This is a genomic window from Pandoraea horticolens (genome assembly GCF_902459555.1).
Taxonomy (GTDB): domain Bacteria; phylum Pseudomonadota; class Gammaproteobacteria; order Burkholderiales; family Burkholderiaceae; genus Pandoraea; species Pandoraea horticolens.
Window position 1 is genome coordinate 1 of the sequence record NZ_CABPSM010000003.1, and the last position, 20,991, is coordinate 20,991.

Sequence of the window (20,991 nt, forward strand, 5' to 3'; positions counted from 1 at the left end):
GACGCAGTCACTGGGGGCTGGGAGCGCGTGGCTCCAGTGCTGGAAACTCGATTCATGGCTTCAGAGGATAGAAATTTCGGCGATCACGATTGACTGTCGCATAGTCTCGCCATCTGCACTTGCATGAATCGCTCAGTGCGCGACGCGCTCGGCCGGATGGGGGCTGTCGCGGTAAGCGGTGCTACGGTTATGCGATCAGGGAATAGAATTGCTCAGCCAGAGACGGACAACTTCCCTTGGGGGGCAAGCCTCGACCCTTGTGAATCATGTGGATGGCCCCGATGCCGCCCAAGATGGGGGGCAAGCCTGGAAACTCAGTGGCCTGCAACGCCATATCTGCCGGTCCGACGCAGTCCCCGCCGGATCGATTCGAACAATCCATTTATCCGCAAACATGGGCTCCTCACTTCCGCCTGCCGGTACCGTACTCCTGCTGATCGATTTGCAAAAGGCGATTGATCATCCGAGTTGGGGAGAGCGAAATAACCCTGACGCCGAGCGGCAAGTCAGCCGATTGCTTGTTCACTGGCGCAGCCAAGGTTGGCCGGTATGGCACGTTCGGCACGATTCCACGAATCCGAATTCTCACTACCGGCCGGGGCAGCCGGGGCATGAATTCAAGTCCGAGGTCGTACCCATGGCCGGTGAGCCGGTCATCCCGAAACGGACGAACAGCGCATTCATCGGAACTGATCTGGAAGATCGGCTTCGCGTTGGGAGCCATGACACGTTGGTCGTGGCAGGCGTCATCACGAATAATTCAATCGAGGTAACGGTTCGCATGGCCGGTAACTTGGGTTTTCAAACGTGGCTCGTTGCCGACGGCTGCTTCACGTTTGCCCGGACCGACTGGAACGGCACGGCACGAAGCGCCGAGGATGTCCACGCGATGTCGCTAGCCAACCTTGACGCTGAATACTGCACTGTGACGACCGTTGATGCGCTGTTGGGCGCGTCCAGCTAAATTCGTTCGAAGACCGAGAGAAAGCGCAACCGGAAAGCGACGTTCGACGGCCACCGACCAGATCGACAACGATCGTTGGTGTGTGTGGCAGCCGAACGTCAGCGCAAGCCATCGGCCCGTATTACTGCGTGAGCATCAAGTTCAGGTTCTGAACCGCAGCCCCGGATGCGCCCTTGCCAAGATTATCGAACACCGCAGATAACAGAACCTGCCCGTGTTCCACGTTGGAAAATACGCTCAAGCGCATGTCGTTCGTACCGTTCAGTGCCTGCGGATCCAGGTGCTTCAAGACGCTCGATTCGTGCTGTGGCAAGACATGTACGTGGGCCGAGTCTGCATAGTGGTGTGCGAGACATGCGTGCAGCATGCCGCTGTCCACATTCGGAGCCAGCAGCCGCAACTCCAAGGGCACCGTCAGCACGATGCCCTGGCGGAACGAGCCATACGCAGGGACGAAGACTGGACGCTGCGCGAGTCCGGCGTGCTGCTGAATCTCCGGGGTGTGCTTATGTGCGAGTTCCAGGCCATATACCGTGTATGACGATGCGTTGACTGCACCTGGCCCCTCGTGTTCTTCCACGCCGGCACGCCCACGTCCGGAGTAGCCGGACACCGCGTAAATGCTGACCGGGTAGTCGTCTGGTATGAGCCCGGCTTTTAGCAGCGGATGCAGCAGGCCGATCGCACCGGTCGGATAACAACCGGGATTGGTGACTCGACGTGCGTTCGCGATGCGTTCCGCCTGTCCCGGCACCATCTCAGGGAAACCGTATGTCCAGCCCGGTTGCGTGCGGTGGGCCGAACTCGCGTCGATGACCCTGACGGCGGGATTGGCAATGGTAGCGATCGCCTGGCGCGCGGCGTCGTCGGGTAGGCAGAGGATGGCGATGTCGCAGGCGTTGATGGCTTCGGCGCGCCGCTTCGGATCCTTGCGCTCCGCCGCGGGAAGCGTAAACAGCTTCAGGTCGCTTCGATCGCGAAGCCGTTCATGGATTTGCAACCCGGTGGTGCCTTGGTCGCCGTCGATGAAAACAACGGGAGAGTTCATGCGCGAAATACTCCGGTGACTGGGTCATAACACGTAGAGAGCCCCTATCTTCCGCGCGCCGTTAGAATAGTTAAAGTTGAATTTCATAATGCTAACATTCAGTATTTCTGAAGCTGGACGCCGACATGCGAGAGATCAGCCTGGACCGCTTGCGTACCCTGGTCGCGATTGCCGACCGTGGTTCATTCGTCGACGCAGCGCGCGCGCTGCACCTGGCGCCACCCACGGTCAGCCTCCACATTGCCGAACTGGAAGACCGCATTGGGGCACCGCTCCTGTCACGCAAGCGTGGACATGTTCGCCCGTCGGCGATAGGCGAGATGTTGATAGGGCGCGCGCGTCGACTGCTGGCCGACGCGGAGCAGGCGTTGGATGATGTTCACCGCCAGGTGCAAGGGCTGGCCGGACGCGTGCGGCTCGGGGCATCGACCGGCGCGATCGCGCATCTGTTGCCGCAAGCGCTCGAAGTGTTGCGCCAACGCCATCCCGCGATCGACATTCAGATTGCGGTGCTCACTTCACATGAAACGCTAACCCGGCTGGCCGACGGAACGCTGGATGTCGGGCTGGTTGCTCTGCCTCAGCCCCCGGCGGCCGGGCTCGTGGTCAAGCCTTGGCGTCGAGATCCCGTCATGGCCTTCGTGCCGGCACATTGGCGGTGTCCGGCGCGCATCACACCTCAGTGGCTCGCGGCTCAGCCTCTCATTCTTAATGACGCCACCACGTCTCTCTCGCGTCTGACTGCGGAGTGGTTTGCTACTGGCGGGCACCATCCTGTGCCGCGCATTCAGCTCAACTACAACGATGCAATCAAGAGTCTGGTCGCGGCAGGTTACGGGGCTGCGCTGTTGCCCCATGAGGCAACGACGCCTTCGTCCGACCCGCGCGTTGCCATGCGTTCGCTGCGTCCTGCGTTGTGGCGTCGCCTTGGCGTTGCCCATCGCGCAGGGTACGTCGAACGTTCCACGCAACACGTACTCGATGTGTTGTGGGCGCTCCGATTAGCGTAGGAATTGCCGCTCTCTGCCTCGGCGTGTTCTGGCTGGCACGGTAGCCTATTGCAGGCCACGGCGAATGCATGGCGGATCTGTAGAAATCCGGCCGGCCGAACCGGGATCGAAATCAATCCGATTGCCCGCGAGCGCTGTGAACCGAGACCGGCCCGCTACACCGCTGGTGTCTTTCCTGGCTCAGGGCCAATGCCCGTAGCATTTCCCGCGGCTTCGATCAGCCAGACCAATCTCTCCATCTTTAGCTGTCCAACGTGCTTTGAGGTCAGCCGCGAATCAACCCGGCTTACCACCACTAGATCAAGCGAGGGTACGACGACTGCGTACTGACCCAAATGACCGTCGGCCCAATAGGTGGCACGTTCCAGTGCTGCGTTGGGGCCGCGAGGTCCATCTGCCGGCGTGCTAGTCCACCACATATATCCGTAGCCGCCCGTGGGGGTATTCGAATAGGGGCGAGTGGATTCGGCCACCCACGCCGCTGGAACGACTTGTCTGTCGCGCCAGCGTCCGTTGTGCAGGTATAGCAAAGCAAAGCGGGCGAAATCACGTGTGCTCATATCTAACGGGTACGCGGGGTAGCGTGTGGCGGGTTCGCCCGATACGTAGTGCCCATCCGATGGCCGGTAATCCTGCATGCCGATAGGGTCGGCAATCTCTCGCTTCAGCGCCGTAAAAATATCGTTGCCTGCGGCCTGCCGGTAGATTGCGCCGACCGTGTTGAAGTCCCAGTTGTTGTAGTACCAGAACTCGCCCGGCGAGTGACTGTAGCGGGGCGGTTTTGCGGCTTGCATCGCCGCCGTCTCATACACGGTCGGATGATAGATCCCCGAGCGTGCTTGCAGCATCATCCGGACCGTGGCCTGTTTTTCCGTCGGTGACAGTGACGGGGCGTTGTCGTCAATGCCTAACTGGGCGAGCGTGGCGTCAAGATGGATCTGTCCATGCGCGACTGCGATGCCGATGAGTGCGCTCATGAGGCTCTTGCGCGCCGAATAGAGATTCGATCTTGCCGATACGTCTCCCCATTCCGCCACGACCATCCCATGGTGGACGATCATGCCGGACGTCGAGCCTTCCCGTTTTGCATACCCGATAGCCTTATCGATGCCCTCTTGCGAGAACCCCTGCGTTGCAGGCGCCGTGCGCTGCCATTCGGTGCCGGGAAAGGAGGATTGCGAGTCGTATTGAACGGGCGCAGATGCCGGACGGTCATTGGTCGAGCATGCGCCACACGTCAACGCAAGCAAGATTGCAACGGCCTTGCCGGCCAAGTAACGGGGGGCGTCATTTTCCATTATTCATGTCGCTTTTTAGTCGCGTCGAGAAATCACGTGTCACCCAGAGGCGAGACGCCGGAGCGCATACAAGGCGAGTCTCCTTCATGTCATCATTTGGTCCCGGCGGCGTGGCGGTAGCATGCCGCAGTCACCGGATTCCGGTCAATAACGACTGAAATTCGGACGCGCCAACTTTCAAACCGCAGGAATGCTGACGATGGGTTCAGCGGCAAACGCCAGCAGCAATATCTGCATGAAAGCCCGGAAGACAGCCATCAATGGCGTGCCTCCCAACGCCCTCATGGACGGGCCAGTTTTGCTTGCACCTGACGCTACGTCAGCTTTTATCGTTGATACCGACGACTGATAAGGCAATGCGACTAAAAATCGGCGAACTGGCAAAGAAGGTGGGACTGAGCGTTCGGGCCCTGCATCACTATGACGCAATCGGGTTGCTGTCACCGTCGCAGCGCACCGACGGTGGCGCGCGTCTGTATGGGCGAGACGACCTGATCCGGCTGCATCGTATCGAGGCACTGAAACGGTTCGGGTATTCGCTTCCCGACATCAAGGCCAGCCTTGACGGCCAACAGGCCGGTGTACCGCTACAGATTCTGCAGCGCCAGATTGCAGAGTTAAACGAGCAGGCGTTGCGCGCGCAGCGCCTTGGTCGCCACTTGCAATACATCGTCGACATGATTGCCGCCGGCGGCGAGGCCACGGCGACCGGCTGGCTGAACACTCTGGAGCTCGTGAACATGTATCAAAAGCACCTTGACGACGACGAACTCGATGCGCTGCTTGCATCCGGGCCGGATACGGTCCCGCCTACGGATCCGGCATGGGGTGAACTCATCGATGAGGTTCGCTGTGCCGTGCAGCAAGCGCTGCCGGCCGAAAGCGGCGCGGCTCAGGCGCTGGCGTGGCGCTGGATTCGGCTCGTGATCCGAATGACGTGCAACGACCCGGCGCTCGCCACCAAGCTGACGATGATGCAGCTTGGCGAGCCGCGCGCCCAGCAAATCGCCGGTATTACGGCGGAGATGTTGGCATGGATCGACAAAGTGTTCACGCACGCGCGCTGTGCACTGCTTGCCAAGTACCTCAGCCCGGCGCAGGCGGAAGAGGTGCGGCGTCGCCAGTTCGCCACCTTGAAAAATCGGGCATGGCCAGCGCTGGTGGCCGAACTGAGGGCACATAGGGACGCGGGCGTCGACGCGGGCGCCACACCGGTGCAGGCAATCGTCGAGCGCTGGCAGCAGTTGTTTCGCGAGAGCTTCTGTGGAGATGACGCCGTCCTGGAGGCACGCGTGCGCGACGCCTTGATGCGCGAACCGGACCTGCAACTGGGCGTCGGCCTCGACGACTCGCTGCTGGCCTATCTGCACAAGGCCTATATCGTTGGTCACGACATGACACCGGCTAACGCGGGACCCAAGCCGAGTGCGTTGATGGTGGCAACGCAGCGGGCCGCGCATCAACTGCTCGATCGGCCGCTGGTGCTTGAAGACCCGGTCGCATTGACCATCCTCGGTGCGGCCGAAGCACAGGCATTGCGCGACGATATCGACAGGTTCCGTCATCCGACGTCGGTGGGAATGCGTAGCTCGGTGGTCGCACGCAGCCGGCTTGCCGACGATGTGTGGGCCGAGGCGGTTGAACGGGGTATTCGCCAGTACGTGGTCCTCGGCGCGGGACTTGATACCAGTGCGTACCGGCATCCCGATGCACCGGGTCGTCTCTTCGAGGTCGACCTGCCGGCGACGCAGCAGTGGAAACAGGCGCGCTTGCGCGATACTGGCATTGCAGTACCGCCGTCGCTGCATTTCGTGCCGGTCGATTTTGAGAGCGTCGGACTCGCGGAGGGGTTGGCGCGTGCCGGTTTCGATGCGGATGCCCCCGCCATTTTCAGTTGGCTGGGCGTGACGATGTATCTCGACGAGGCCGCCGTCATTGAAACCTTGCGCTTCATCGCCGGCTGCGCCAAAGGCAGCGCAGTGCTGTTCGAATATGTGATGCCGCTGTCGAGCTTGCCTCCGGGTATGCGCATCGCGATGGAGCAGTTGACGGCGCAATTCGCGGCGCGGGGCGAGCCGTGGAAGAGCTTCTTCGACCCTGCGGCGCTGGCCGAGACGTTGATCACACTTGGTTTTAGCCACAGCAACACGTGGACCCCGGACGAGTTGAACCAGCGTTATCTCGAGAACCGCGCCGACGGTCTGCATATCGGTGCGACACCCGCGCGTCTGGTTCTGGCAACCGTCTAAAAGTGTTTCCCGCCTTGCCCTCGTGAGGGCGAATCCCCTCCTTCCGTGAGGTCGGGGGAGGATGGTGGCCGATGCCACCGCGCTATGCGCCCATCTGGAAGCGCACGATGTCCGCATCGTCAAGGCATTCGCGATGCAGACTTCGGACTGCGATGCTTCGTCTTCGCCGATCCGGACGGCAATCGCATCGATGTCGGCGAGCCCGTCACACGCGATTGAACGCCGTCGGCTCAGAAGCCGAGTTGTTTGACGAACGCGTCAACGGGCCTCGACCACATCTTCCCGCCATAGGAGAGCAGCAGATGGCCGTCGTGGCCGGGTAAGTCTTCCGTGTGAATGAACTGCGCGGGGCTGCCCGCTGCGGCAAACGCATCGAACCATTGCTGTGGGGCATCGGAACCCCAGTACTGATCGTTGCGTGCGTAGAGCCAGAGGCCGGGGATCTTCGTCGTCTTGCCGAATTCCCCGTAGACGGTCTGCATCTGCTCTGGATCGCAACTGTGTCCCGGCGCGCGCTCGGGCATGCCACCCGCGCCGCCCGAGAAGTTGATGTAGCCGATCACGCCGGGTGGGTTGGTTGCGGCCGTCGCCACGGTGGTGAAGCCGCCGACCGAGCGACCTTCGAGCACGATGCGCGCCTTGTCGGCCCACGGCTGTGCGCGAACCCAACTCACCGCGGCGAGATTCGCTTGCGCCGTGACCTTGCCGAGTTTCTCGAAGTCAGGGCGGCGTGTGCACCTGCCGTGCATGTCGAACGAGGCGCCGGAGTTCTCGCGATCCGGCCCCCCCGTCTGGCCGTAACCAACACGAACCGGCGCGACGATGGCGAAGCCCTTGGCGAGCCAGTAACGCACGTGCCCCTTGGGAATCGGTTGGTTCAGCTTCGCCCGCACCAGGGCATCGGAGGCGCGTCCGTGCTCGAAGATGAGCACCGGGAATGGTCCGGTGCCTGTCGGTTTGTAAAGCTCGGTGTGCATGGCGATATCGCCGCCGAAGGTGCCCGCACCCGGCACCACGATGGACACGATTTCCGGCGCGGGATCGTTGGCCGCAGCAGATGGGGGCGCCTCAGCGACGGCCTCGCCGGTCGCGGCAACGGCCGTCGGGATGCCGGAGAAAGGCATCGCCAGAAGGAAGGCGCAAAGCGACCCTGCGCAGAGTCGTGAACGTGCGGCGAAACGTGTCATGGTGATGTGGGTGTCCCCGTGTCATGTTGCGTACCTTGTGTCCGACGGCGGCGTCTCGGCCGCCGTTTGGCGCACAGACTGGGGCTCATACTACTTCGCGGCATGGGGCGGCGACACTCATGCGAACGACTGACGGACCGATGCAGCCGGCGTTCGGCGGCCTACCCCTGCGGGCTGGCCGATTCCTGCGCGCGGCGCAGGCGCTCGCGGCTGTTGGTGAGGTGAGTGCGCATCGCTGCGCGGGCCGCTTCCGGATCGCGTCGTGCAATGGCGTTGTAGATGTCTTCGTGTTCGCGATTCACGCGATTGAGATACGACACCTGATCGTCGTCGGCCAGTGCGGCGGAATTCACACGCGTACGCGGAATGATCGTGTTGCCGAGTTGTTCGAGAATATCGTGGAAATATCGGTTGCCGGTTGCGCTCGCCACTTGCAGGTGGAAGGCGACGTCGGCGGTCACGGCGTTGCCGGTGCGTTGACGGACGTGCATCTCGAAGTCGTCCAGCGCCTGACGCATCAGCTTGAGTTGCGTATCGGTCCGGCGATTTGCCGCCAGCCCCGCCGCTTCCGTCTCCAGCGAAATACGCAATTCGAGAATCGCCATCACGTCGAGCATCGTCAGAATGCTGTTGGTGTCGACCTGCAGAGAGTTCTCGCGCGGGGCCTCAAGCACGAACGTGCCGATGCCGTGACGCGTCTCCACCAGTTGAGCGGCTTGCAGGCGGGAGATCGCCTCGCGGACCACGGTGCGGCTCACCCCGAGGCTTTCCATGATGGCCGACTCGGTCGGCAGCTTGTCGCCCGGGCGGAACGTGCCGCTGCGAATCTGCTCGGACAAGGCGCTCACCACCTCTTCCGTGAGGCTGCGAGACTTGCGGCGAGGACGTGCGGGCAAGGGGCTGGTCATGGACATGGCGTCGTGGGAATGGAGGGTGACAAAAAACGCCCTCAGTTTACCTTATCGACCGTCACATACATACGACAACCGATAAGAATCGACCGCCAATGCCACCCCCCCAATAACGACCGGGCATCGGCGGCCAAAAGCACAACCTCGTGCGACTTCTCGCGACCACTCATGACTGTCCGGAGCGGCATCGGTCACGCACCGATCCGGACAGCTTTGCTACAGGCGGACAGACGTCAGAAATCGACGCGAATCCCCAACATGCCGACGAACTGCGAACTCGTTGCCGACGGCGTGCTGTTCTGCGAGTCGCCGACCACCGGACCCGCGTTGATGATGCTCGTGGCATTGGCCCCGAGCGACTTGCCGTTGGCGTGCTGCCACGCCTCGAGCGCGTACAGCGACGTGCGTTTCGAGAGCGAATACACCTGCGCGAGCGAGACCTGATGGTAGGTGGCGGAATCGGTGATGCCGTTGGCCTTCGACGCGGCCGTGTAGCTATACGCTGCCGCCAGACGCCATTGCGGAGCGACGATCCACGACGCATGCACGCCCGCCGTGTTGAAGATCGCCGTGTCGTGGAACAGCGACGCGGCGCCCGGCTTGTACTGCACGTTGCTGTAGCTCGCGCCCAGTGTCACGCTGCCGATCGTGTAAATACCCGCCACGGCGATGTGTTGCAGCACGTCGGCCGAAAGGTAGCCCTGATTGACGGCAGACGCGCCCGGTGTGCCCGTCGATGCCCCGTTCCAGCTCGCGCCGGTGCCGCCGACGTTGTTGATGCGCAGATAACCGGCTGCCAGCGAGAGCGGGCCACCGTCGTAGCGCAGCGCGCCGGAATAGGTGTTGCCCTTGCTGAAGGCTCCGGCCTGACCGCCGACGCCGTACTGTAAGCTGGCCGTCACCCCCCACAGCAGCGGCGAGGTGTACGTCACCGAGTTGTTGATGCGGATGGTCGTGTCGAGACCGTCGATATCGCCCGGGTGGGCGCCGGTTGCGCCCGTCACGTACGAGGTGGGGCCGATGGTGCCGACCATCAGATAGTAAGGCGAGTACTGACGCCCGATAGTGACCGTGCCGAGCTGGTCGTTCTTCAGGCCGACGAATGCCTGACGGTTGAACATCACGCCCGACGAACTGAACGCGCCGCTGTTGACGTCGAAACCGTTCTCCAGCTGAAACAGCGCTTTGGTGCCGCCGCCGAGATCTTCGGTGCCTCGCAGGCCCCAACGGCTGCCCGCGAGGTTGCCGTTACGCAGGTAGGTGTTCGACTTGCCGTTCTGGTTGCTGCTGTAAGTCAGTGCATCGTCGACGATCCCGTATAGCGTCACGTTCGACTGCGCGAACGCCGGTACGGCACCGGCGGCGAGACCGGCCAACACTAGCCCGGCAAACAGTTTCGAATGTCTCACGACTTCTCCTCTTGTGATGTGTTTTGTTGGACTTCGCTTGAAACGTTGCTGCGTGCTCACTGGTGCTAAAAACGGGGTGCCTTGCCGCTCCAGCCGGGTTGGTATTTGCGCATCTGGACTGCGTCGTTGCGGGTGCGCAGTCCGCAACGCAGGTACTGTTCGTGCAGCTTGGCCAACTGGTCCTGATCGATTTCGAGGCCGAGTCCCGGCGCTTTCGTCACGGCGACCGCGCCATTGCGGATGGTGATCTTTCCGCCGCGCACGACCTCCTCGTCAGCGGCTTGCCACGGGTAGTGCGTGTCGCACGCATAGGACAGACGCGGCACGCTCGCGGCCAGATGCGTCATCGCCATCAGGCTGATGCCGAGGTGCGAGTTCGAGTGCATCGACAAGCCGAGATCGAACGTCTCGCACATACGTGCGAGCAGTTGCGTGTCGCGCAATCCGCCCCAGTAGTGGTGATCGGAAAGGATGATCTGCGCGCCGTTCAGACGTACGTTCTCGCGGAATTGCCGCAGGTCGGTGACCACCATGTTGGTGGCGAGGGGCATGCCCGTGGCGCGATGCAATTCCGCCATGCCTTCGAGCGTGGGGGTGGGGTCTTCGTAGTACTCGAGATCGCCTGCGAGTTCGCGTCCCATTGCAATCGCCGTGGGCAGCGACCAGTTGCCATTCGGGTCGATGCGCAACGGCTTGTTCGGAAATGCGCGTTTGAGTGCCTTGAGGCACTTCACTTCCTCCATAGGATCGAGCACACCGGCTTTGAGCTTGATGCTGCCGAAGCCGTAGGTGTCGATCATCGTGCGAGCTTGCGCAACGAGTTGCTCGGCACTCAGCGTTTCGCCCCAGCCGTCGGGCGCATAGCCGCTCGCCGGTGCGTCGATGTGCTGCGCGTACTTGAAGAAGAGGTACGCGCTGTACGGCACTTCCTGGCGCACCGCACCACCAAGCAATTCGACGAGCGGAATGCCCAGATGACGCGCCTGCAAGTCGAGGAACGGGACTTCGAACGCGGAATAGATCTTCTCCACGTCCTTGCGTGGGTCGGTGCCCGGCGCGAGTTCGTATTCCACGCGCTCGCCGTGAACACCCTGACGCACCACTGCCGCCACGCGCTCGCGCAGACCGTTGGTGTCGAACGGGTCCATCCCGATCAGATGCGAGCGGGTGTTTTCGAGCAATGCCAGAACCGGCGCATCGCCATACGTTTCGCCCAACCCAATGTGCCCGTTATCGGTCTCGATCTCGATGATCGAGCGCAGCGCGTAGGGCTCATGAATACCGGCGGCGTTGAGCAGCGGCGGGTCGCGAAAAGCAATCGGGGTGATCGTGATGCGATGGATTTTCACGGTGGCTGATTCCCTTTCTCCGCAGACACAGGTCACGGACGAATACGCAATATGCGTTTGTTGAGGTAACTTTTACGTCATCGTATGACTGGGCGTAATTTAGGTGACGCGCAGGGCGTCTCTCTATCGGTGTAATCCCTGATAAATGATTGAGGGTTCTCATGGAATCGCCTTAAATAGTGGGGTTTGGCGTGAGTATTTCGCTTTCCTAGGGAAATCTCTGAGGCGGTTCGGCACGTCTCACGATTGCAAATTAGCCATTCGAGTCATATGATGACTTACGAGAAATTCAACTCTAAAGAGGAGACAACATGGTCTTTAGCCGCAGGGGATTCTGGCAACACGCGCTTGGCGCACTGGCATGTGCCGCCGCACTGGGAAGCATGGCGAGTACCGCTACTGCTGCGCCGGTCGCGCTTAACATCGTCGACGTCGCAGGAAACCTCGCCCTCACGCAGAAGGGCTTCGAGGCGTTCCGCGACAAGTACCCGGATCTGGTCTCCAAGATCACGTTCACCAACGCGCCTGCCCCGCAACTGCCGGGCAAGATCAAGGCCATGCAAGCGGCCGGGCGCTCGGATATCGACATCGTGCTCACCGGGACCGACGCTCTTGCGGCCGGTATCCAGCAAAATCTCTGGCAGCGTCTGCTGCCCGACTACAGCGCGAAGTTTCCGGGCGTGCTCGACAAATACGCGCCGAACGTGCGCGCCATGCAGGAACTCTCGAAGGGCTACGGCCTGGCTGTGACGTTCATGCCGGCAGGCCCCCTCGTCGAATACAACCCGGCTAAGGTCAGCAACCCGCCGAAGACGCCCGCCGAACTGCTCGCGTGGTGCAAGGCGAATCCGGGCAAGCTGATTTATGCGCGTCCGGCCAACTCGGGGCCGGGCCGCACGTTCCTCATGGGCTTGCCGTATCTGCTGGGCGACAAAGATCCGCACGACCCGGTCAAGGGTTGGGACAAGACGTGGGCGTTCCTGAAGGAGCTCGACGCGTGCATTCCGTACTACCCGGGCGGCACGTCGGCCGTGATGAAGGAATTGGGTGAGGGCAGTCGCGACATGACGCTCACCGTCACGGGCTGGGACATCAATCCGCGTGCCCTGGGCATCGTGCCGGCGACGTTCAAGGTGCAATCGTTCGACAAGTTCACGTGGGTCAACGACGCGCATTACATCGTTGTTCCCAAGGGCGTGCCGAAAGAGAAGATGGACGTCATCGTCAAGCTGATCAACTTCATGCTCGAGCCGGCACAGCAAGCGCTCACGTATGACGACGGCTATTTCTATCCGGGCCCTGCGGTGAAGGACGTGCCGCTGTCCGCCGCCCCGGCGAAGAGCCAGGAAGTGATCGCGAAGTACGGCCGGCCGGAATACGCGAAACTCATTGCCGACTTCCCGCATGCCGTGCCGCTCGACGCGACGGCGATGGTGGCGGCGTTCCAGAAATGGGACGCCGAGATCGGCTCGCTGAAATCGAAGTGACCGGAGTCATCGGAGTCGCGTATGAAGCACAACTTTCAACACCTGCGTCTCGATAACGTCGCGCGTAGTTTCACCAACGCGGAGGGACAGTCCGTGGCCGCCTTGAACGGCCTGGACCTGACTATCGAGCGAGGCGAATTCATCGCCCTGCTGGGCCCCTCGGGGTGCGGCAAATCGACGGCGCTCAACTGTATTGCCGGACTCACGCCGCTGACCGGCGGCGCGATCTGGCTCGACGACGAGCGCATTGACGTGCTGCCGAGCGAGAAGCGCGGCTTCGGCATGGTCTTCCAGAACTATGCGTTGTTTCCGCACATGAGCGTGCTCGAGAACGTGGGCTTCGGCCTGCGTATGCGCGGTGTGTCACGCGCCGAGATCGAGAAGCGCGCCCGGGAAGCGTTGCAACTCGTGCAACTCGTAGGGCATGAGCGCAAGCTGCCGGGCCAGCTCTCGGGCGGGCAGCAGCAGCGCGTGGCGATTGCTCGCGCCATCGTGATCGAGCCGCCCGTCGTGCTGATGGACGAACCGCTCTCGAACCTCGACGCGAAGCTGCGCATCGAGATGCGCGCCGAGATCCGTCGCATTCACGGCAAGCTCGATCGTGCAACCATCTACGTCACGCACGATCAGGACGAAGCGCTGTCCATGGCCGACCGCATCGTGGTGATGAAAGAGGGCGTGGTGCAGCAGATCGGCGCACCGCGCGATGTGTACTGCCGTCCGCGCAATCTGCATGTGGCGCGCTTCATGGGCTATCGCAATGTGCTCGACGTGTCGATCACGTCGGCGCAGGGCGATCATGCGCGTGTGTCGTGCGGCGGCGCGTCGTTCGACGGCGTGCTCATGGAGTCGCCGGGCAGCGAAGGCAAGGTCAGCGTAGCGATTCGTCCCGACGATTTCGAACGCGCCCAGGCCGCGAACGACAACGCGTTCGAAGCGGTTGTGGAAACCGTCGAGTACGGTGGCCGCGATTCGCTTTTGCGCGTGGCGTCGCCGTTCGGGCCGCTTTATGCGCGCTTGCCCGGCGACTATGCGGTCGGCGAACGTGTGCCGCTTCACGTGCCGGCCGACCGCACGCTCGTCTACGCCGGGGAACGCGCATGAGTGCGGCCACGACTGCCTCGTCGCTGACCCCGGCGGCGCGCTTCGACGGCCGGGGCTGGCTGGTTGCGCCGGCGCTCGTGTGCCTGATCGGGATGTTCGTGTACCCGTTCGCCTACGGTCTGTTCCTGTCGTTCCAGCCGATGGAGGGCGGCGGTGTCTTCGCGAACTATCTCAAGTTCTTCACGGAACCGACGCTGTGGCCGACGGTGCTCATCACGCTCAAGCTCGCGGTGCCCGCGACGTTGATCAACGTGGGCGCATCGGTGCCGGCCGCCTTCGCGCTGCGCAAGAGCACGCGCGCATCGAAATTCGTGACGATGTTGCTCGTCGTGCCGGTGACGCTCGGCACGGTGCTCATCGCCGACGGCATGCTGACGTACTACGGTCCGAACGGCTGGTTCCCACAGGCGCTGCACGCACTGCATTTGTACAGCGACGAGGTGCGTCTGACGCACAACTATTGGGGCGTGTTGATCTCGCTGGTGATCTCGGGCTTTCCGTTCGCGTTCCTGCTGATTCTGTCGTACGTGACAGGCATCGATCCGACGCTCGCACGCGCGGCCGGCACGCTCGGCGCCGGACCATGGCAGCAATTCCGGTTGATCTATCTGCCGTTGCTGGTGCCGGGGCTGACGATGGCGGCATGCCTGTCGTTCGTGCAGGCCTTCTCGGTGTTTCCGTCGGCCGTGCTGCTCGGTGTGCCGGCAGGCGCCACGCGAGTGGTGTCGATTGCGGCCTATGAAGCGGCGTTCGAGAGTTATGACTACTCGCTGGCGTCATGCGTTGCCATTGTGATGGGCTTCGTCCAGTTGCTGATCGTGGCGGGCATGCTCGGCGCACGCCGGGCGTTCTACAGTGGTCCCACCACGGGAGGTAAGGGATGAGCGGTACGGATAAGCCTTTGGCCGGAACGCTGGCCGCGCAGAACGGAGATTTCATGACGACGCCTTCGCCCGTGAGTCCAGCCGCAGTGGCGAGCGGGACACGTCGCAAGATACGTCGAGAAGGACCGGGCTCGCGCCTTTGGCGCGCGCTGGTGTGGGGCGCGATGATCTTCTTCCTCGTGAACGTCGGGCTGATGATCGCCACCGTCACGATGAACTCATTCGCTACGCGCTGGTTCGGCACCCCCTTGCCTGAAGGCTTCACGCTGCATTGGTACGCGCAGGCATGGCAGGACTTCCAGCTTGCGCAGGTGCTGTGGGTGACCGTCGAAGTCGTGGGGGCCGTCGTGCTGCTGTCGATTGCGCTGGGTGTGCCGGCGGCGTATGCGTTGGCGCGGGTGCAGTTCCCCGGCAAGCGGCTCGCGATGCTGGTCTTTCTGCTGCCGATGATGGTGCCGCCCGTCACGTATGGCATTCCGATGGCGACGGTGCTCTACAAGGTCGGGCTGGGGGGCACGCTCGCGGGCGTGATTCTCGCGAACCTCGTGCCGTCGCTGCCGTTCGTGATTCTGGTGATGACCCCGTTCATCGAGCAGATCGACCCGAATCTCGAAGCCGCCGCACGTATCTTCGGCGCGAACACGCAGAAGTACTTCCGTCACGTGTTGCTGCCGTTGCTGGTGCCGGGCATTCTCGCGGCGGGACTGCTGACGCTGGTGCGCACCATCGGCATGTTCGAACTGACGTTCTTCACGGCGGGGCCCGATACGCAGACGCTGGTCGTTGCGCTCTACTACGCGGTGTTCTCGACCGGCGTACGGGCGCCACAGTCCATCGACGCGATGGCCATGATCTACATGGCCATCACCCTGCTGTGGGTGCTCATCGCGCTTCAGTTCGTGAGTCCGACGCAGTTGGTGAGCCGCGTCAAGGAAGCGCCGAAGGACGCGTAAGCCGTGCGGGCGCCGCGCGTCAGTATGCGCGGCGCTGGCTGTCTGGCCCGATTGTTGCGCCGCAACAAAAAAATATCGATCGAATTCGATGGAATAAGGCGCGGGGCCCAGGCGTTCTGAGAGTGTCGTCACCGACATTTCTCTCAGGAGCCAAAGTCATGAACCAACGTCAATCGATGTCCGCCATGCTTACCGCCGTCGTGGCCGCCGCAGGTCTTTTCGCTGCTGCTGCCGCGCACGCCGAGACCTCGCTCAAGGCCATGGGCGGCATGCTGGTCGATGGTCATAGCCGTACCGTCTACACGTTCGACAAAGATGTGGCCGGCAGCGGCAAGAGCACTTGTAATGGGGCGTGCGCCGAAGCCTGGCCGCCGGTGATGGCCGCGCCGGGTGCGAAGGCCGAAGGTGATTACAGCGTCATCACGCGCGACGACGGCAAGATGCAATGGGCGTACAAGGGCAAACCGGTCTACCTGTTCACGAAAGATGCCGCGCCGGGCGATAAGAAGGGCGACGGCTTCAAGGACGTGTGGCACGTCGTCAAGCCCTGAGCGAGGGCGCGGGCAGTATTAACGGGGAGCAGAGGGTGTTGGCGTTCCGGCCGGCCTCGCGCCAGGATGCAAAGTCGCGGCGGCTCAGTATAATTTTGCGGCAGACGCTGGCGGTATCCGCTGGCGATGCTTCGGACTGGCTTGCCGCCAAGCACCCTCCGCCAGGAAATTCGCCGATGACCGGTCAGGATTTGCCCAGTTTGCTCCCGGGCTTGCTGCCACGCCTCTGGGCGTTCGCTCTGCGCATTACGGGCGACCGCCACGATGCCGAGGATCTCGTGCAACGCGCTTGCGTGCACGCGCTCGAGCGCGTGCCTCAATGGCAGCCGGGCACCTCGGCATTGAGCTGGATGTACAGCATCGTGCATACCACGTGGATCAACGAGATCCGCGCGCGCCGCGTTCGTTCGCGCGGCAGTCTGGCGTGGGACGACGCCGATGTCGAAGCAATCCCCGATCTTCAGGCGTCGACGCCGGAAGATCTGGCGAGTTATCGCCAGGTGTTCGGTGCCGTCGATCGTCTGCCCGAAGCGCAGCGATTCGTCGTGCTGCTCGTGGCCGTGGAGGGGCTCAGTTATCAGGAGGCGGCGCTCGTGCTCGACGTACCCATCGGCACGGTCATGAGTCGCCTGTCGCGCGCACGCCGTACGATTGGCGACCAGTTCCGTCACCCGGCAAGGCAACCCCGTGGTGCCGATGGTGCCGGCCCCGCCTCCGGCACATGCGAGGAGGACGCGTGATGAACGAAGACGATATCCGCCTGCTCGCGTACGTCGACGAAACCCTTCCCGCTGCGCAGCGGGAGGAAGTGGAAGCGGCGATGATCGCGTCGCCCGAATTGACCGACGCGGTCGAGTCGCTGCGCGCGTCGCGTCTGCCGTATCGCGAGACGTTCGCCGCGCAGGTGATTCCGCCGGTGCCTGACAGTCTTAGCGCGAATCTCGAAGCCCTGCTGCGTGCCCATGCGCTGCAGCAGATGGTGGCGGAGGGCAGGACCGCCGACGTCGTGATCCCGCTCGAGTCTGCTGCGTCCATTCGTGTCGATGACGCGCATAACCTGCCCGCCGCCAACGATGCCCCTGCCGGACGGCGCGTGCGTGCATGGTGGCTCGCTGCGGCGTTTGTTGCTGGCGTGGCGGCGACCGCCTTCACGCTGTCGTTGGCGCCAGGCGGGCTGAACAAGTCGGGGGCAGGCAGCGCAGGGCTGATGACGGCCTCGGCGCCACCGCCGCCGAAGTCGCCGCAAGGCACGACTTGGGTGCGCGCTGCCGCCGAGTATCAGCAACTGTATGCGCGCGACACGATCGCATCGGTTCGGGTGGACGAGAGCGACACTGAGCGTACCGTCAGCGATATTCGCCAAAACGACAAACTCGATATCAATGTTCCCGATCTGCGCTCGCAAGGGCTGACGTTCAAGCGCGTGCAACGTCTGCGTTGGCAGGACCGGGCGCTCGTGCAGATGGTGTATCTGCCGCAGACGGGCGATCCGGTTGCGTTGTGCGTACTGCGAGATCCGCGTCCGGATCAGGGGGTAGCGGAGCAAAAGATCGACCAGATGGGGGTGGTGACGTGGCGCAAGGGACAGATCGGTTACGCTCTCATCGGCGCACCCGGTTCGGTAGATCTCAAAGCCGTGGCCAAGGCGCTGTCGGATGGGCCTGTCGCACCACTGTACGGCCTGTTGATGCTGCCGGAAATCACACGAGGGCATTCGGCTTCGTAGTCACTTCATCGTTGCTTCGCCGCCTCTCTGACACGTCGCCCCAATGAGAAACGCCCTCGAATCCGAGGGCGTTTCTCATGGCTATGCTTGCGCGCGTGGTGTCGGAGCGTGCGCCGATATCACGATTGCGACAATGCGCCGTCGCGAAGTCGCCACAGACCGAGCGGATTGCCTTCTTGCAGCGCTTCGGGCAACAGCGTATCGGGCAGATCCTGATAGCACACGGGACGCAGGAACCGGTCGATGGCGCTCGCGCCCACCGACGTGAACATCGCATTCGACGTGGCCGGGAAGGGGCCGCCGTGCACCATCGCATGACACACCTCGACACCGGTCGGGAAGCCGTTTGCAAGGATGCGCCCGGCGCGGCGCTCCAGACTCGGCAGCAGGCGGCGTGCCGTCGCGGTGTCGCCTGCATCGAGTTGCAGCGTGGCCGTGAGCTGGCCTTCAAGACGCTCGGTGATCGAGATCATTTCGTCGATCGTATCGCAGGCAATGACGACCGACGCAGGGCCGAAGACTTCGTCATGCAGCGCTGGCGTGGCGAGGAATTCGGCTGCCGTCGTGCGAAAAAGGGCGGCTTGCCCCTGACATCCGCTGCCCGCCTGAGCGCGTGCGAGCACCGACACGTTCGGCTCGCCGGCCAGTCGCGCTACGCCCTTCTCGTAAGCCTGATGAATGCCCGGCGTCAGCATTGTGCCTGCGGCCTTCGCTGCGAGCGCTTCGGTGGCGCTACGGCAGAATCGCTCGAGCGCGTCACTGGCGATGCCGAGTACCAGCCCGGGGTTTGTGCAGAATTGACCCACACCCATCGTCAGCGAATCGGCGAAACCCCTGGCAATGGCGTCGCCGCGCGCGGCCAGTGCTTCGGGCAGCAGATAGACGGGGTTGATGCTGCTCATTTCGGCATACACGGGGATCGGCACAGCGCGCGCCTGCGCGATGCGTTGCAGTGCGAGGCCGCCATTTCGCGAACCCGTGAAGCCTACGGCGGCGATTGCCGGATGCGCGACGAGCGCCTCGCCAACCGCACGCTCGCCGACCAGCAGCGAGAACACCCCTTCGGGCAGGCCGAGCTTCTGCACGGCCGACCGAACGGCACGTGCCACGAGTTCGGAAGTGCCCAAATGTGCCGAATGTGCCTTGACGATCACCGGGCAGCCCGCAGCGAACGCCGACGCCGTGTCGCCACCCGCTACCGAGAACGCCAGCGGGAAGTTGCTCGCACCGAACACTGCCACGGGACCCAGGCCGATCTTCGCCAGACGCAAATCGCTGCGCGGCAGCGGTTCGCGCGCGGGCTGGGCGGGGTCGATGGTGGCGTCGAGGAAGTGGCCGTCACGTACCACGCGGGCAAACATCCGCAATTGACCGGCTGTGCGTCCGCGCTCGCCTTGCAGGCGGGCGGCAGGCAACCCGGTTTCGACGTGGGCACGCTCGATGAGTGCGTCGCCCAGATCGAGAATCGCCTGAGCTACCGCTTCGAGAAACTCGGCGCGTTTGGCCAGCGGCAGGGCGCGAAACGGATCGAACGCGGCCCTCGCCAATTCGCACGCACGCTCGACATCCTGCACGGTGCCTGCGCCGAACGCCGGTGTCAGGCGCTCGCCGCGCGACGGATCGAACGCCTCGAGCGTTCCCGCACTGCCGCGCACGTCGGTGCGGCCGATTAACATCTCGCCCGTGATCTGCATGTGCATTCTCCTTAGCCTTCCACTTGCCGGATCAGGGCATTGAGCGCGTCGAGTTCGTCCGGCAGCAGGTCGGTCAGCGGTGCGCGCACCGGACCGGCGTCGTGCCCGACGAGCTTCGCGCCCGCCTTGACGATACTCACGGCGTAGCCCGCGCGACGGTTGCGAATCTCCAGATACGGCAGGAAGAACGTGTCGAGCAGACGGCCCATCGTCTCCTGATCGTTCTCGCACACGGCGCGATAGAACCGCATTGCCGTCTTCGGAATGAAGTTGAAGACGGCCGACGAGTACACCGGCACGCCCAGTGCTCGGTAGGCCGCAGCATAAACCTCGGCCGTCGGCAGGCCGCCCAGATAAGAGAAGCGCTCGCCCATGCGGCGGCGAATCTGCACCATGCGCTCGATGTCGCCCACGCCGTCCTTGAAACCGATCAGGTTCGGACACTTCTCGGCAAGACGCTCCAGCTCGTCGGCGCCCAGTTTCGAATTGGCGCGGTTGTAGACGATCACGCCGATCCTCACCGAACGGCAGACTTGTTCGACATGTGCGGCAATGCCATCCAGGCTGGCTTCGGTCAGGTAGTGCGGCATGAGCAGCACGCCCTTGGCGCCAAGGCGCTCGGCCTCCTGCGCGTACTCGACGGCCAGACGCGTCGGGCCGCCGGCGCCGGCCAGAATCGGCACCTTGCCCGCGCAGGTGTCGACCGCTGTCTTGATGACTGCGCTGTAGTCCTGCGGCGTGAGCGAGAAGAACTCGCCCGTGCCGCCTGCGGCGAAGAGCGCCGTTGCGCCGAACGGTGCCAGCCACTCCAGACGGGCCGCGTAACCGCGGGCATTGAAGTCGCCGTTGGCGTCGAAGTCGGTCACGGGAAAAGACAACAAGCCGTCGGAGACGATCTGCTTGAGTTCTTGAGGTTCAGTCATTTCAAGAGTTCCTGTCGGCCGCAGGGCCGGATTCGATGAGGGAAAAAGGTGCTCAACCCGCGCTTGGCGCTAAGTTATATGTCATCGTATAACATGTGGTCGGACCGAACAAGAGGGTGACTGTCCGAATGGGAGTGGGATAAACCCGCAAAAGGGACGAAGAAGGTTTCTCCCGATTCCGTCGAAGCCCTTTGTCTATGCCCAAAATGGGGGATCTAGATGTATGATGACGCATAAGTGACGG

At 62.9% G+C, this 20,991-nt stretch carries 18 protein-coding genes; 10 read left to right on the forward strand and 8 right to left on the reverse strand.

Annotated elements, in window-relative coordinates; all coding sequences use genetic code 11:
- Window positions 1–268: 268 nt before the first annotated feature.
- Window positions 269–964: a cysteine hydrolase family protein gene (locus PHO31112_RS06660; protein WP_246177804.1), complete on the forward strand. Its 696-nt coding sequence runs from the start codon at window positions 269–271 to the stop codon at window positions 962–964.
- A gap of 121 nt (window positions 965–1,085) precedes the next feature.
- On the opposite strand, the gene argC is transcribed toward PHO31112_RS06660, so the two are convergent.
- Complete coding sequence (gene argC / locus PHO31112_RS06665) at window positions 1,086–2,012, reverse strand: N-acetyl-gamma-glutamyl-phosphate reductase (protein WP_150619794.1); 927 nt, start codon at window positions 2,010–2,012, stop codon at window positions 1,086–1,088.
- Window positions 2,013–2,137: 125 nt separating this feature from the next.
- On the opposite strand from argC, the gene PHO31112_RS06670 reads away from it, so the two are divergent.
- Entirely contained in the window at window positions 2,138–3,022 is an 885-nt protein-coding gene (locus tag PHO31112_RS06670) for a LysR family transcriptional regulator (protein WP_150619795.1), read from the forward strand.
- Window positions 3,023–3,177: 155 nt separating this feature from the next.
- Here PHO31112_RS06670 and PHO31112_RS06675 read toward each other — a convergent pair whose 3' ends face one another.
- The gene (locus tag PHO31112_RS06675; RefSeq protein WP_150619796.1) at window positions 3,178–4,320 is read right to left on the reverse strand and encodes a serine hydrolase domain-containing protein; all 1,143 of its coding nucleotides are present in this window, start codon (window positions 4,318–4,320) and stop codon (window positions 3,178–3,180) included.
- 356 nt (window positions 4,321–4,676) lie between these two features.
- Between PHO31112_RS06675 and PHO31112_RS06680 the strand changes: the two genes are divergently transcribed.
- On the forward strand, window positions 4,677–6,569 hold the full coding sequence (locus PHO31112_RS06680; RefSeq protein WP_150619797.1) for an SAM-dependent methyltransferase: 1,893 nt from the start codon (window positions 4,677–4,679) through the stop codon (window positions 6,567–6,569).
- Window positions 6,570–6,799: 230 nt separating this feature from the next.
- On the opposite strand, the gene PHO31112_RS06690 is transcribed toward PHO31112_RS06680, so the two are convergent.
- The 4 genes from PHO31112_RS06690 to PHO31112_RS06705 all read right to left on the reverse strand — a co-directional run bounded on the left by PHO31112_RS06690 (window position 6,800) and on the right by PHO31112_RS06705 (window position 11,425).
- Window positions 6,800–7,756: an alpha/beta hydrolase family protein gene (locus PHO31112_RS06690; protein WP_246177806.1), complete on the reverse strand. Its 957-nt coding sequence runs from the start codon at window positions 7,754–7,756 to the stop codon at window positions 6,800–6,802.
- 161 nt (window positions 7,757–7,917) lie between these two features.
- Entirely contained in the window at window positions 7,918–8,664 is a 747-nt protein-coding gene (locus tag PHO31112_RS06695) for a FadR/GntR family transcriptional regulator (RefSeq protein WP_010808208.1), read from the reverse strand.
- A 236-nt stretch (window positions 8,665–8,900) separates the two neighbouring features.
- The gene (locus tag PHO31112_RS06700) at window positions 8,901–10,076 is read right to left on the reverse strand and encodes a porin (protein WP_246177809.1); all 1,176 of its coding nucleotides are present in this window, start codon (window positions 10,074–10,076) and stop codon (window positions 8,901–8,903) included.
- 65 nt (window positions 10,077–10,141) lie between these two features.
- Entirely contained in the window at window positions 10,142–11,425 is a 1,284-nt protein-coding gene (locus PHO31112_RS06705; protein WP_150619798.1) for a glucarate dehydratase family protein, read from the reverse strand.
- Between the two features lie 383 nt (window positions 11,426–11,808).
- On the opposite strand from PHO31112_RS06705, the gene PHO31112_RS06710 reads away from it, so the two are divergent.
- The 7 genes from PHO31112_RS06710 to PHO31112_RS06740 all read left to right on the forward strand — a co-directional run bounded on the left by PHO31112_RS06710 (window position 11,809) and on the right by PHO31112_RS06740 (window position 18,130).
- Entirely contained in the window at window positions 11,809–12,912 is a 1,104-nt protein-coding gene (locus PHO31112_RS06710) for an ABC transporter substrate-binding protein (protein ID WP_246177867.1), read from the forward strand.
- Window positions 12,913–12,933: 21 nt separating this feature from the next.
- Window positions 12,934–14,016 carry an ABC transporter ATP-binding protein gene (locus PHO31112_RS06715; RefSeq protein ID WP_150619800.1) on the forward strand — a complete coding sequence of 361 codons (1,083 nt, stop codon included), beginning with the start codon at window positions 12,934–12,936 and terminating at the stop codon, window positions 14,014–14,016.
- Complete coding sequence (locus PHO31112_RS06720; RefSeq protein WP_150619801.1) at window positions 14,013–14,900, forward strand: ABC transporter permease; 888 nt, start codon at window positions 14,013–14,015, stop codon at window positions 14,898–14,900. The genes PHO31112_RS06715 and PHO31112_RS06720 overlap by 4 nt, the downstream gene beginning before the upstream one ends.
- Before the next feature lie 53 nt (window positions 14,901–14,953).
- Window positions 14,954–15,853: an ABC transporter permease gene (locus PHO31112_RS06725; RefSeq protein ID WP_246177811.1), complete on the forward strand. Its 900-nt coding sequence runs from the start codon at window positions 14,954–14,956 to the stop codon at window positions 15,851–15,853.
- A 158-nt stretch (window positions 15,854–16,011) separates the two neighbouring features.
- A complete protein-coding gene (locus tag PHO31112_RS06730) occupies window positions 16,012–16,404 on the forward strand; it encodes a COG4315 family predicted lipoprotein (RefSeq protein WP_150619803.1) in 393 nt (130 codons plus the stop codon).
- A 176-nt stretch (window positions 16,405–16,580) separates the two neighbouring features.
- Window positions 16,581–17,144 carry an RNA polymerase sigma factor gene (locus PHO31112_RS06735; RefSeq protein WP_150619804.1) on the forward strand — a complete coding sequence of 188 codons (564 nt, stop codon included), beginning with the start codon at window positions 16,581–16,583 and terminating at the stop codon, window positions 17,142–17,144.
- Window positions 17,144–18,130, forward strand: a complete 987-nt coding sequence (locus tag PHO31112_RS06740) for an anti-sigma factor family protein (RefSeq protein WP_150619805.1) — start codon at window positions 17,144–17,146, stop codon at window positions 18,128–18,130. Before PHO31112_RS06735 ends, PHO31112_RS06740 begins: the two co-directional genes overlap by 1 nt.
- A 119-nt stretch (window positions 18,131–18,249) precedes the next feature.
- On the opposite strand, the gene PHO31112_RS06745 is transcribed toward PHO31112_RS06740, so the two are convergent.
- Both PHO31112_RS06745 and kdgD read right to left on the reverse strand, forming a co-directional pair.
- Window positions 18,250–19,824: an aldehyde dehydrogenase (NADP(+)) gene (locus tag PHO31112_RS06745; RefSeq protein WP_150619806.1), complete on the reverse strand. Its 1,575-nt coding sequence runs from the start codon at window positions 19,822–19,824 to the stop codon at window positions 18,250–18,252.
- A gap of 11 nt (window positions 19,825–19,835) precedes the next feature.
- A complete protein-coding gene (gene kdgD, locus PHO31112_RS06750; RefSeq protein ID WP_150619807.1) occupies window positions 19,836–20,747 on the reverse strand; it encodes a 5-dehydro-4-deoxyglucarate dehydratase in 912 nt (303 codons plus the stop codon).
- Window positions 20,748–20,991: the final 244 nt, after the last annotated feature.